Source organism: Vibrio sp. 99-8-1, assembly GCF_013114595.1.
In the GTDB taxonomy this organism is placed as follows: domain Bacteria; phylum Pseudomonadota; class Gammaproteobacteria; order Enterobacterales; family Vibrionaceae; genus Vibrio.
The window spans coordinates 129,751-143,213 of record NZ_VTXE01000010.1; the positions used below are offsets into that span (position 1 = coordinate 129,751).

At 41.3% G+C, this 13,463-nt stretch carries 10 protein-coding genes; 4 read left to right on the forward strand and 6 right to left on the reverse strand.

Features of this window, described 5'->3' with window-relative positions; translation table 11 throughout:
• Positions 1 to 45 precede the first annotated feature (45 nt).
• Positions 46 to 990, forward strand: a complete 945-nt coding sequence (gene ylqF, locus F0227_RS07555; protein ID WP_171752579.1) for a ribosome biogenesis GTPase YlqF — start codon at positions 46 to 48, stop codon at positions 988 to 990.
• A 164-nt stretch (positions 991 to 1,154) separates the two neighbouring features.
• Here ylqF and chrA read toward each other — a convergent pair whose 3' ends face one another.
• On the reverse strand, positions 1,155 to 2,309 hold the full coding sequence (gene chrA, locus F0227_RS07560; protein ID WP_171752580.1) for a chromate efflux transporter: 1,155 nt from the start codon (positions 2,307 to 2,309) through the stop codon (positions 1,155 to 1,157).
• Positions 2,310 to 2,416: 107 nt separating this feature from the next.
• On the opposite strand from chrA, the gene F0227_RS07565 reads away from it, so the two are divergent.
• The gene (locus tag F0227_RS07565) at positions 2,417 to 3,328 is read left to right on the forward strand and encodes a LysR substrate-binding domain-containing protein (RefSeq protein ID WP_171752581.1); all 912 of its coding nucleotides are present in this window, start codon (positions 2,417 to 2,419) and stop codon (positions 3,326 to 3,328) included.
• Between the two features lie 27 nt (positions 3,329 to 3,355).
• Here the strand turns inward: F0227_RS07565 and F0227_RS07570 are convergent, their stop codons facing one another.
• Entirely contained in the window at positions 3,356 to 4,336 is a 981-nt protein-coding gene (locus F0227_RS07570) for a GTP-binding protein (RefSeq protein ID WP_171752582.1), read from the reverse strand.
• A gap of 518 nt (positions 4,337 to 4,854) precedes the next feature.
• On the opposite strand from F0227_RS07570, the gene clcA reads away from it, so the two are divergent.
• Positions 4,855 to 6,195 (forward strand): H(+)/Cl(-) exchange transporter ClcA, encoded by a 1,341-nt coding sequence (clcA, locus tag F0227_RS07575; protein ID WP_171752583.1) that lies wholly within the window; start codon positions 4,855 to 4,857, stop codon positions 6,193 to 6,195.
• Positions 6,196 to 6,217: 22 nt separating this feature from the next.
• Here clcA and F0227_RS07580 read toward each other — a convergent pair whose 3' ends face one another.
• The 3 genes from F0227_RS07580 to F0227_RS07590 all read right to left on the reverse strand — a co-directional run bounded on the left by F0227_RS07580 (position 6,218) and on the right by F0227_RS07590 (position 10,552).
• A complete protein-coding gene (locus F0227_RS07580) occupies positions 6,218 to 6,739 on the reverse strand; it encodes a methylated-DNA--[protein]-cysteine S-methyltransferase (protein WP_171752584.1) in 522 nt (173 codons plus the stop codon).
• Between the two features lie 117 nt (positions 6,740 to 6,856).
• Positions 6,857 to 9,058, reverse strand: a complete 2,202-nt coding sequence (locus F0227_RS07585; RefSeq protein ID WP_171752585.1) for a transporter substrate-binding domain-containing protein — start codon at positions 9,056 to 9,058, stop codon at positions 6,857 to 6,859.
• A 153-nt stretch (positions 9,059 to 9,211) separates the two neighbouring features.
• Positions 9,212 to 10,552 carry a diguanylate cyclase gene (locus F0227_RS07590; protein WP_171752586.1) on the reverse strand — a complete coding sequence of 447 codons (1,341 nt, stop codon included), beginning with the start codon at positions 10,550 to 10,552 and terminating at the stop codon, positions 9,212 to 9,214.
• Positions 10,553 to 10,876: 324 nt separating this feature from the next.
• On the opposite strand from F0227_RS07590, the gene F0227_RS07595 reads away from it, so the two are divergent.
• Positions 10,877 to 11,644 carry a transporter substrate-binding domain-containing protein gene (locus F0227_RS07595; protein ID WP_171752587.1) on the forward strand — a complete coding sequence of 256 codons (768 nt, stop codon included), beginning with the start codon at positions 10,877 to 10,879 and terminating at the stop codon, positions 11,642 to 11,644.
• A gap of 91 nt (positions 11,645 to 11,735) precedes the next feature.
• Here F0227_RS07595 and F0227_RS07600 read toward each other — a convergent pair whose 3' ends face one another.
• Complete coding sequence (locus F0227_RS07600) at positions 11,736 to 12,923, reverse strand: acetate/propionate family kinase (RefSeq protein ID WP_171752588.1); 1,188 nt, start codon at positions 12,921 to 12,923, stop codon at positions 11,736 to 11,738.
• Between the last annotated feature and the right edge of the window lie 540 nt (positions 12,924 to 13,463).

Consider the following 13,463-nt stretch of genomic DNA (forward strand, 5'->3'; position numbering starts at 1 on the left):
CTTATTCCCCATCAGCGAAACAAATATATAAAGGCAAAATTTTTAATGGTTAACAACAAAATCCAATGGTTTCCGGGACATATGCATAAAGCACGAAAGGAAATTGAAGAAGTTGTCCCTCAAATAGATGTCATCATCGAGGTCCTTGATGCAAGAATTCCATTTAGTAGTGAAAACCCTTTAATCTCTACTCTTCGTGGTGACAAACCTTGCGTTAAAGTACTGAATAAAAGAGACCTTGCCGATCCAGAATTGACCCAATTGTGGATCGACCATTTTGAAAAAGAAAACCAAGTGAAGGCGATGGCCATTACGACGGCTAACCCTCAGGAAGTGCATAAAATTATGGAGCTTTGCCGGAAACTAGCTCCCCACCGAGAAGAGTTAGGCAAAAACATCCGAACCATGATTATGGGCATTCCGAATGTCGGTAAATCGACCATAATTAATACATTAGCAGGTCGAACCATTGCTCAAACAGGCAATCAGCCAGCGGTGACTCGTCGTCAACAACGAATCAATTTACAAAACGGTATTGTTCTTTCAGATACACCGGGAATATTGTGGCCCAAGGTAGAAAATCCACACAGCGGCTTTCGTTTGGCTGCCACAGGCGCGATTAAAGATACTGCGATGGAGTATGATGAGGTTGCATTTTATACTGTTGAATATTTGGCCTCTCACTATCCTGAGCGGCTAAAAGATCGTTACAAGCTGGAAGATTTACCGACCACAGAGCTGGATTTAATGGAAGCCATTGGGCGCCAGAGAGGCTGTTTACGTGCCGGAGGAAGAGTCGATCTTCATAAAGCTTCAGAAATATTGCTTCATGAACTGCGCGATGGAACATTAGGGAATATCACTCTAGAGCTACCAGAGATGATCACGAAAGAGCTAGTGGAAGTCGAAATAGACAACGCTCAAAAAGAAGAGTTAAAAGCGAAGAAGAAATTGGAACGTCGCAAGCGCTATCTGAGAAACAAGCGTTAGATAACCTTACAAGGAAATGCCATTCCTTCGCTTATCTTTCTTGAACTGACCCTGTTAATGCAGCTCTTAACCCTGCACCTTGAGGTCACTTGAGTAATGAATATAAGAGTCAGTCGCTATATCGGCTGACTCTTTTTTCTCTCAATGTTTTAAAGCATCATTCATCACCCTATTGACAGCAATGGTACCATCGCGCCTGACAGCATAAAAAATAACACCAACCAGACTATCGGCAGCTTTAACTGTTTAAGAAGATATGCGCCCGCCAGTATCAAAGCAAAATCAACCGAGGAGACAACTGCACTCACAAATACAGGTTGATAAAGTGCCGCCAACAACAAACCGACCACCGCTGCATTAACCCCACGTAATGCCCCAGCTACATATTGATTGGACGCCAAACTTTGCCAGTTTTTTAATACGCTTAGCAACAATAGAAATCCCGGTAAGAATACCGCTAAGGTCGCCATTAACGCCCCTAATACCGGAGATTGAGGCCATAGTTCGTACCCCAAATATGTCGCAAAAGTAAACATTGGACCCGGCACCGCTTGCGCCGCAGCATAACCGGTTAAAAACAGATCTTGGCTTAACTGATCACCTACCATGCTCTCTAGCAATGGCAGAACAACATGACCACCACCAAACACCAAACTCCCTGCGGTGAAAAAATCACTGACCATTTTCACTAGTGGTGTGCTACTTGCCACGAGGGGTAAACCAAATAGCAGAATGACAAAAAGGATTAAAGGTAGAAAATTTGGCTTAAACGCTTTTTCATTGCTACTCATTGGTTGTGACTTTAAATATTTCAATCCAACAACGCTAGCAAATAGCAGTACCGCAACTTGACTAGCCACTCCTGAAAAAACGAGAAGTATCGTGGCGGTAAATAGGCAAAGGAAAACTGTTAACTTACTTTGACAGAAGTTTTTGTACATTCCCCACGTTGCATCGGCAACCACAACGACGGCAAGCAGCTTAAGGCCGTGAATAACACTTTGAAATAACGTTGAGTCCGTTAAGCTATGGCTAAGAAAAACCAGCAACAACATAAACACAACAGACGGAAGGGTAAACCCTAAAAAGGCCATCACGCCGCCCCAAACGCCACCTTTTTTATAACCTAGTGCAAAACCAACTTGGCTTGATCCTGGCCCCGGTAAAAACTGACTCAATGCGACCAACTGACCATATTCATTCTCGTCTAACCATTTTCGCTTTTCTACAAATGCTTGACGAAAGTAACCAATATGAGCGGCGGGGCCCCCAAAACTAATACACCCCAACGCGAAAAACACTTTAAAAATTGCCAACATATTTTGTTTATTCCTAGTTAATGCTGTTAACAACAATGTAAAAAAAAGCTTATAATTAATCCAATTAATAATACTAATTCAAACTATTAATTAAATAGGATTAAAAAGTGACAAACAGAACTAGCTGGAAAAACATTGACCTCAACCTACTGGTAACCTTCAATTATCTTTACCGTTATCAAAGCGTGACTGTTGCAGCAGAGAAAAGTTTTGTCAGCCAATCCGCCATGAGCCATAGTTTAGCAAGATTAAGACAGCTATTCGGTGATGTGCTGTTTGAGCGAAAAAATCACAAAATGGTAGCAACAGATTACGCTCATGTCATAGCACCTAAAATCGAACGATTACTTGAACAAGTTCAGCATGACTTACTGGTCAAAGAGCCATTTCAAGCCAGTCGATATCAGGGCGTCTGCAAAATAGGCCTCACCGACTACGCGGAGTATATTTTTGGCCCAAGCCTTTACGACGCGATTTTACATAGCGCACCCGACGCTCAAGTAAGTTTCGTCAATGTAAACCGACAAAACTACGTCGCGATTGCCGAGCAGGAAAAATTAGATATTGTACTTGGCAGTATTGATGTTCCTGACAACGATTTTACCAGCCAGTTTTTATATACCGAAAAACATGTTTGTTTAGCAAACCGAACACTACTCGCGGGCAGAAACGAGTTATCCCTTGATGAGTTTGTCAATATCGAGCAAGCGATGGTCAGCCCTGATGGTCACTTCACCACTCAAGTGGATAAACAACTGCAAACTCTAGGGCTTAAGAGACGTGTGACCATTGCATCTCGAAATTTCTTAACCATTAGAAAACTGATTGAAACGAGAGATTTGCTCGCCATTGTTCCTGAGAAGATGGCACTGGCCTCAGGACTGGGAGAACAACTTGTGGTGATGGAGCCGCCTATTCCAGTAGCAGACTTCAACATCTATCTACTTTGTTATAAACGCAAATCAAACGATGAGAAAATTCGCTGGCTTCAATCGATCATTAGCCAGCAAATAAGCTAATTTTAACTCTTCGGCAAGCTAACTCGCCTAATCCATTTTGGCGATATTTAGTAACAACGACTCCAAATCGTCCCATGGCATAAGCTGGCTGTCTATAACCTCAATGCGAGATTCAAATCCACTCAAACTGAGTTCATTTACAGAGACCACAGCATTCGCGACATTAAATGCGTAACAGCCTTGATCTGTGTTAACAACCGCTTTTACCCGCTCAGCGGTTAACTCACTAAACATAGAAAACAGCAGTTCAAAGTTAAAACTGATTTCCGCGCCAAACAGCCAACCGCAGCTGTAGTACCCCTGCCCTTGGTTCTCTTTACGCGCAAAGCTCTGTTCTGGAGGTAGCTCAAATTGAGGCTCCATTGCAGCATGTTCATGATGATGAGCGGCAATACTGCTAGACGATGACTCTGCTGTTCTATCGATATTTAGCAGCTCAGGATTAAACTCTCCCTTTTCTACAAGGTGACTTGCCAACTTGCTCGGGGTTTGCACCTCTAACCAGTGCTGAAAACATTGGATATCTTGCTCTGAACACTGGTCAACCTTGTTGCCAATAATGATTTCTGCGCACTCGAGTTGATCATTAAAGTTTTGGTTTTCTAAATGCTTTTTATCGGATAAGTTACGGGGGTCGACAAGCGCAATCGTCGCCTTTAAATCGACATAATCTGCATATTGTGGCGACGTTAACGTCGCAATCACTTGCTTAGGGTGCCCCAATCCAGTCGGCTCGATCAGCAAACGATCTGGTTTTTGTCTAAGTAACGCGTTTATTCCTACCGACATAGGTACACCAGCAGTACAACACATGCATCCACCCGGCACTTCTTTAATCAGTGCCCCTTGATCAGTCAACATTGCGCCATCTATACCAATTTCACCAAACTCATTCACCAACACAGCCCACGATTCATCGGTCGGCTTGTTCTTTAATAAATTAAGTATGGTTGTGGTTTTCCCTACGCCAAGAAAACCCGTAATAATGGTGGTTGGTACTTTATGCATGAAGTGAACTTACTTATAAAACAAAAAAGCAGTATAGGGGATTTTTACAACGCTGAAAATGCAAAAAGGCGTACAATATAAAAGTACGCCTTAAACACCTCGTTACTCAATCGTGAGTATGCGGAATGGGATAACAACAGTATGTTTCCCAAAGAAATACGAGGAACATGAATTGATATTTAATCCAATCAAATTGTATGTAAGACTCCAATGTCCTCCGTGTTATAGGGTTTCTCTTGCCTTACAAATTAAGTGTGGTTCAAATTGACGGAAACGCAAATGATAGAGGGGATATAATCGATTTTTGTGACTTTAGTTTACATTTTTAAAATTTAGATATCTCTTATGAGAACTGTCGTTTGTGTTAGTATATGCACTCTAATCTCTTGCTCTATTCGAGACGCGACTAAAACGCAAAATATCCACGCTATTTTGCAAGTGCAGTTAGACCAAAAGAAAACATAGAGTTGGTCCAATCATCATAAATACAGACGACACAGGGAGTGTTACTTTATATCATGGCAAAATTATCCAGACCTGCCCGTATTCCTAATTTTTTCTCTTCTCAGTCTGATTATTTTGTCGTTGTATTACTTTCCGGAATTGTCGGTGTCATTGCCGGCGGCGTCGTTTCATACTTTAATATCATAATTAATTGGATTCTCGATTACCGAACCGCTTTTATCGATTACCAATCCCCTGATGAGTTTCTAATTCAAGCATCACTGATTGTATTTAGCGGCGCAGTAATGGCCGGTTTAGGGTTCTGGCTAACATTTCGTTTTGCACCTGAGGCTGAAGGCAGTGGCATTCCACATATTGAAGGTGCCTTGGTCGGCGAACATGATATTCGTTGGCGACGAATAATACCGATTAAATTTGTCTCAGCGATTCTAACCATCGGCTCAGGTATGATTCTTGGTCGTGGGGGACCTTCTATTCAGTTAGGAGGCGCAATTGGACGAATGGTTGCAGGCAGATCCAACAAATATGAGCATGCTCAACATATACTCATTGCCGCAGGATCCGCTGCTGGCATTGCCGCCGCTTTTAATACTCCACTCGCCGCTATTCTATTTGTTAATGAAGAGATGAGGCGACAGTTTAGTTACAATTTCACCTCGGTAAAATGCGTGACACTAGCGGTCATTGCCGCCACCGTAGTGATGGAATACTTAAACGGACAAAACGCGGTATTGCAAATTCCACATTTTGAAACGCCACCACTATCATCGCTGCTCTCGTTTGCTTTTTTAGGAATGGTTTTTGGTGTTGTTGGCGTCTATTTCAATCGATGGATTCTCGCCACCACCAGCTGGTTTAAAAATTACCACAAAACCAATATCACCAAGCTGGTCATCACAGGAGCCAGCTTAGGGGCGCTATTTTCGTTCTTACATGTCAGCTTCCCTATTTTTTCTGGCGGCAGTTTTCCAGCAATTGCCGACATTTTCATCACTCCCGCCCCTTGGTTAGTGATGGCTGCCATATTTGCACTGCGGATGTTTGGTACCATTGTCTGTTTTGGATCAGGCGCCCCCGGCGGGATCTTCGCCCCTATTTTAACCTTGGGGACATTTCTCGGTTTAACCTACGGTGTTTTAATCGAAGATATCGCTTCACACATTCCAATTGAACCCGGTATGTATGCTGTGGCGGGAATGGGGGCATTAATCGCTGCCAGTCTACGTACTCCATTGACTGGCGTCGTCTTGATCGTCGAAATATCCAATAATTATCAACTCATACTGCCGACAATGGTCACTTGCCTTGGTGCAACGTTTATCGCCCAAGCCATAGGTGGAAAGCCTTTATACGCCTCACTATTAGAGTTAAAACAGAAAGATTGGAAACTGTAGATTATTTCAGCTTGGTGGCTAGCTAACACTGGCGGTTAGGGGCAAACATATCCTGCTCTAACAGCAGTAATTTACGTTTAGTTTCAAGCCCGCCAGCATAGCCAACGAGCTTGCCATTGCTGCCAATAATGCGATGACAAGGCACAATAATTGATATCGCATTTGCGCCGTTGGCATTCGCGACCGCACGCACAGCACTTTTATTTTCTATCTTCTCAGCAAGATTTAAGTACGTGGCGGTTTCTCCGAAAGGAATGCTCATTAATGCATGCCACACTGTCTTCTGAAACTCTGTACCAACAAGTAATAACGGCAAATCAAACGACACTCTTTCAGAATGAAAATACTGCTGGAATTGAAGGCGAGTCAGCTTTAACAGATCGTTATCTCTCTCCACATAATGGCTATTAAGTCGGGACTGAATTCTCTTATCTAGCGATTCTCGCATTTTTCTGTAACGCCAATCGCATAAACACAATTTGTTTTCGAAACTGCCCAGTATCAACTCACCATAAGGGGTTTTAAAATATTGAATTTCTATCATTGTGACGCACTCTAGTTCAGCTTAAGCCAGTTAGAATACTAAACTTATCTCAACATGCAATTACTTTTATGTATATTTATACAGTACTTCAGGTACTTTCGACAGCTTGGTGAATGATTATTTCTTAGCGACCACTCTATTTCTTCCTAGAGACTTGGCTTCATATAACGCTTCATCTGCCCTCGACACCATCGACTCTATGGTATCTTGCGGTTGATAACTGGCAACACCAAAACTAATGGTCAAGTTCTCCACTTGTTTAAAGTGTGTTTTCTCCACCTGTGCTCGTAGAATTTCAGCAAATTTTTCTGCACTGTCACTGTCCGTATGAGGACATATCACTAAAAACTCTTCTCCCCCCCATCGGCCTATCGTGTCAACTTTTCGAATATTGTTTAAAAATAGCAACGACATCTCTTGCAACACCACATCACCCACTTGATGACCATAGGTGTCATTTACTCGCTTAAAGTGATCAATATCTATCATCATAATGCTGTACACCTCGTTATAACGAAATGAACGATGAAACTCTTTTGCCAACACTTCTTCCAACTTTAAACGGTTATAAAGGCCTGTTAGCCGATCAGTAATAGAGAGTTTTTGAAGTTGCTGATTTTTGACTTCTAATGAACGCTTAGTTTCCGTTAGTTCAATGAGTAACCAATCCAATTTACGTTTCGCTTTAGAGATTTTTCGATGAGAAATAATAAATCCGCCAATAACCGTTAGCGCTCCAATCAATATCGCCCACGTCAGTCCATAATTTGTTTTATCAATCGTTTGAAGAGAAAACCAGTTCTGCTGAATTAAACTGTGTTGATGAGGAGAAATAGATCGAAAGCCTTTATTCAATATGGATGTTAGTTCAGGCCATTTTTTCGGCGCAATAAAGCGGTAATCAACGTTGGCGTATTCGGTAGGAGCGGCAATTTTAATGTTCTCTAAAGCCCCGGTTGCTTTCATATAATTAGCAATCGCCAAGTTACCTATATAAGCATCTGAGTTGCCAGAATCGACCATTCGCAATGCTTGAACCGTATTTGCAGTTTCAACTAGGTCTATCAGCGGGTAGTCCCTTTTAAACCAATTCGTAGTGACAAAACCTTTCTCCATGGCAACATTGCGACCAAACAGATCATTTATGCCGCCGATGTAACCTAAGTTCTTGTTCACCACTATCATCACGGGATAAGACAAAAATGCATCGCCAAACGAAAAGCGCTCTGCCCTTTGCTGATTTTTCACTGAATACAACAAGGTATCAAATGCATTAACATCTACTTCCATCTCATTAAATGCATCGGGTTGAGGTCTATCGTCCAAAACAAATTCAGCTTTAAAACCAGTCTGCTCAGCAATAAGCGAAATATAATCGATCGCCAACCCTGCAACTTTACCATCTTGTACAAACTCAAAAGGAGGACGATTCGAACGTGTTCTAAAACGGATAACTGGATGTTTTCTAATAAAATCCAGCTCTGCATCACTCAACATATTTGGGTCATCATGATTAACAGAAACAGAAACCCAGTTATTTAACACTCGTTGATGCTCTTCCATAGGGATGGCGTTAATTGCTTTATTAAATATTGAAGTCAGCAGTGGTTGGTCTTTATTGACCCCGACACTAATGTCCCACTTACGGTCTAACTTTCCGCTAATTTTTAAACTACCAATGTACTCTTGCTGTATTTGATACCCCACCGTTGCCAACATTTCCACCATGCCAAAAAGCTTACCTTTTGCAACTAACTCTAAACCTTGCTTCAACGAATCAACTTCCGTTATCGCAATGTCGGGGTAGTTATTCTCTATAAATTCAGCAGATGCGTAACCCTTTACAACACCAATTTTATTACCGGAGATATCATCAATATTATTAATCCAAGGTTGATGTAACCCAGTTGCAATAACCAGTGATGAATGAAAATAAGGGTCTGTAAACTCTAGATACTCGCGTCTTTGAGGTGTCTCAGCCACCGCAGATAAAAAATCACATTGCTTAGATTTACTTGCTTCAACAGAATCAAGCCATGTTTTAGTACTAAACAGATGAATAGGCTTACCAATTAACGCTTCAAATAACGCCATATAATCCGCGGTTAATCCGACATACTTGCCATTATCGTTCATCTCAAACGGCATCCATTGAGGATCAATACAGACACTTAAAGAGGCTTTGTTATTAAGGTATGAGATTTCTTGAGGGGTAAACTTAATTTCAGGTAAATCGCGTCTTTCTTCAGCAATCGCGAAAGACATAGATGAGTATAAAAACGTGGTTACCAGCAATAACCATTTTACTAAGGGCATCATATTATTAGGTCAACTACCTACAGATCGTTCACCTCACTACTTTCACAGCAAGATGCGTACAAAATACCCAGCCATCACAAATTTTTTATTCGTTGTAGTAATAATTATATATTCATTATTAACTATATTTGTAGCTTATAACTAACAACATTGCTATTCGGTCTCCACAAAATGGCGGTCAATCACGCTTTTACCTGTACCATCACTCTCCGATACATGTTGCGCGCACATTAACCTATTCGCTTCTGTTTTTGTTAGTTGTGTCTTTAGTTGGTTTACTGCCGATTCTGGTGAAAATTTTACATCTGGAAAACAGGTATAAGCTTCGATTCTCATCGCAAGGGATGAAACCTCAGTCTCTAGTTGATGAAGTTGCTGAATAACGCGTTTTTTTACCACTTGGGCACTGGTAGCATTGGTGTTGGATAGAATAAAAATAAACTCATTGTCTGAGTATCTATACACTCGGTCTTCTACTCTTAAAAGTGACCCTTCTAACTTATCGGCAAGATCGACAAGCACTTTCTCTGATGCATTTACACCAATATCTTCAACAATATCCTGCCAGCTATCCACCTCACAACAAATTAGAGATAATGGCATTTGAGTTTGAATATGGCTTTGCCACTCAGCGACTAAGGTCTCTTCAAAATAACGACGATTACCAATGTTAGTTAACCCATCAAGGAATGAGAGCCTTTTAAGTTCATTATTTGCTACCGACAACTTCTCTTTTGCTCTCTCTTTTTCACTGATATCCCGAGCAAATATAAACAGACCACGTTTTTGAGTAACGGGATCAATATAGGCAATTTTTCTTGCTTCTAACCATTGTCGATTACCAAATCGATCAAACGTCTCATCAATAATGTGAAACTGTTTACCCGTTTCCAGTACTCGTTTATCGGAAAATAGAAACTTCTCAGCAATGTCAGGATCGGCAACATCCACCAATCGTTTACCAATAAGCTTATCTGGTGAACTGATCCTTAGGGCTTGCACAAACGCATCATTGCAAGCCTCATATTGGTAATTGTCATTCATCATACCTACCGCATCGGGCAAGCTCTGAATAATATGGTGCAGTAGTCGTTTGCTCTGTTTCAAGTTCTCTTCTGCTGATGCTTTATCGACTTGACGTCTTACGGACACCAACCAATATTGTTGGGCATTAAACCAACATTTTCGGCCTTCGAAGCTAAACTCTCGTTCTTGTTCGCTATCGATAAACTTATAACAGAAGCTCGACTCATCCCCTATTCCTTTCAGATAGAGGGCAAGATCAGTACTGATGTACTGCATTCCTTCGATTTGAACAGTCGGTAGGTAAAAATCTTTAGCTGCAGAGTTCCGATGGATCACTTCACCTTGTGTATTTAACACAAATAAGGGGATGGTCGTGCACTCTACGGCATTCTTTGTGCCAGCTTGATAAGCCATATAGACAAGCAATAGCAAACCAACTAGCCCAATCAATATATATATTATGATCATGTTTTATACGTATTAGCCAAACAACGAGACAGTTAACAACCGCAATCATTAACTTTAATTATTAACCAAGTCACTTCTATCGACAAAACTCAGCAGAAGTTTCCAAGTACAATTTTATTTTTATATCTGCTCAGTTTAGCAGAACAGCTTTTTATCCTTCAGGTAAGCAAATATAAATTGCCTCAATTTGTGATTAGTGACCGGAAATAACAATCAAAGCGATCTCTTCACAAAAGAATGGAAAGATCCAGACAGGTGAAACTATTTTGTTCTACCCTTATAACAAGTAAGGCTAAATTTGTGTTAACAATGGTATAGGTGACTATGAGAACAATTGTGCTGTTTATTGTCCTGATGTTTTGTTCTGCTGCCAGTTACGCGCTGTCAGACTTGCGTTACTATACTGAAGAGTACCCACCTTATAACTTTACCAGCAACGGGAAAATAAATGGTATTGCGGTAGATATGCTTTTGCAGGCAAGTCAGCTTGTAGAATCGGAAGTAGATCTAAAATCCATTAAGCTCTACCCATGGCCAAGAGACTACCGAATTGTACGAAGTACCCCAAACACTGTACTGTTTTCCACGGCTCGAATTACGCATAGAGAATCACTCTTTAAATGGGCGGGTCCAATTGGAGAGACTCGGATCGTCGTTCTGGCAAAAAAGATAAATAATATTGAAATCACCCAACCCAGTGACATAACAAACTACTCTCTGGGGGTTGTGTTAGATGATATTGGTGAGCAGCTAGCAATGAAAGCGGGTGTGCCACTGGAAAGAATGGATCACGCCAACACCGCCGTTCCACTGGTCAAAATGCTTTATTACGACAGAGTACAGTTAATCGCCTACGAAGAACAAGTGGTGTTATGGTCCATTGAAAAGGCTGGGCTTGATATCGATGAGTTCGAAGTCGTGGGCGTATTAGAAACGGTTAATCTTTATTATGCCTTTAATTTAGAAACAAGTGATGTGTACGTAGAAAAAATGCAACGAGGCATAGATTTACTCAAACAGAATAAAGATAGCAATGGTAAATCCGCTTATGACAACATTGTCGATAAATATATGAATTGGCGAGAGGATTAATCTGCATCTTCCCTTAAACGACAAAGCTCAGGAATCATCCTGAGCTCTGTTTTTCGGCCCCGTGGTTGTACAAGGAGCTCAATAGTTCATCTTAAATCAGAGAAACCGCATCTTGGGCAATAACCAACTCTTCATTGGTTGGAATAACCATAGCGATCGGGCTATTGGCTTCAGTGATAACACCACAGCTACCAAATCTTGCCGCTTCATTGGCTTCTTTATCTTCTTTATATCCAAACAAGTTTAGATAGCCAAGGATCTCACTACGAATAGGTAATGAGTTTTCACCGATACCACCAGTAAAGATAATGGCATCTAAACTGTCTAACGGGATCATGTAAGAGCCGATGTATTTAGCAACACGATAGGTAAACACTTGGAAGGCCAGCTTCGCCCCTTTGTGTCCTTCTTCCATCGCTTCTAATATGCCTCGCGCATCACTCGTCAGCCCGGAAACACCTAAGAAGCCAGAGTTCTTGTTCAGTTCATTAAAGATCTCATCTTGTGACCAACCTTTCTTCAACAAGAACTCAATAATACCAGGGTCTAAATCACCACAACGCGTTCCCATCATCAAACCGGCAAGAGGTGTAAAGCCCATTGAGGTATCAACGCTCTTTCCGTCTTTAATCGCACAGACAGAAGCACCGTTGCCCAGATGAACCGATATAAAGCTTGCTTGCTCAATTGGCTTGTCTAGCATCTGAGCCGCTTCTCGGCTTACATAATAATGGCTGGTTCCGTGGAAACCATAACGACGAATCGCATAGTCTTTATAGAGCTTATTAGAAATCGCCCCTGTAAAGGCTTTTGCCGGCATCGTTTGATGGAATGCCGTATCGAATACAGCAATTTGAGGAAGAGAAGGGAATGCCTCTAAAGCAGCTTTGATCCCCAGAATATTTGCTGGGTTATGAAGTGGAGCAAGATCTTGAACAGCTTCAATATCAGCAATCACCTTCTCGTCAATGACTACGGACTTGGTAAATGTTTCACCACCATGGACAACACGGTGCCCTACAGCAACAAGACTCTCAGTTAAGCCTAGTTCGCTAACCAACTCAACTAAACGAGCGATTGCTGCTTTATGATGGTTACCATCACCAGTAATGGCTACTTCAGATTTCTCTCCGTTATACTTCCAACCTATACGAGCATCTTCAAGACCAAAACATTCGCCTAAGCCGCTTAACACTGCGTCACCTGACACGGAGTCTATAACAGCGAATTTTAATGATGAACTTCCTGAGTTTATGACTAACACGAAGTTGTTTGACATAAGAGTCGATTCCTATCCAAAGTAGTTTTACGCAAATGCGTTCCGATTTGTTAAACCATTATTCAATATTTTTTGAATGTTTCAACTTTAATTGAACCCTGAGAGCAGTAGCAATCGATTTTTATTGACCTTGATCAGTTTTTTATTTATTTCGATGGTAAAATAAAAGCCAGTTCAGTAAATGTTAAGCTTATTGAACCAATTTGTTGCATATCTTTATCCGCTTTATTCTGTGATTTTGCTTGCTCATAATCAGTAATAGATCTCAAAAACAAATCTTAAAAACGTTGCTAACGGTCGAGAATTTGCGATAACTAACCGTCGACCTTTTCTACAAGCCCGTCGCTGTCATCTACATAGCAAAGCTGATCACTCAATCGCACTGATAAGCCGTAGCGGTTAATCGCCACTATTTTCAATAGACGATTTAAAGCCTAAAGTAAATAATCCACCTGCAGAGCAGGTGGCTTTGACTGGCCCCCTATAAGGGGGCTTATTTAACTATCGAGCCCTAACAACATCTGGCGCTCTTCTTCTTCC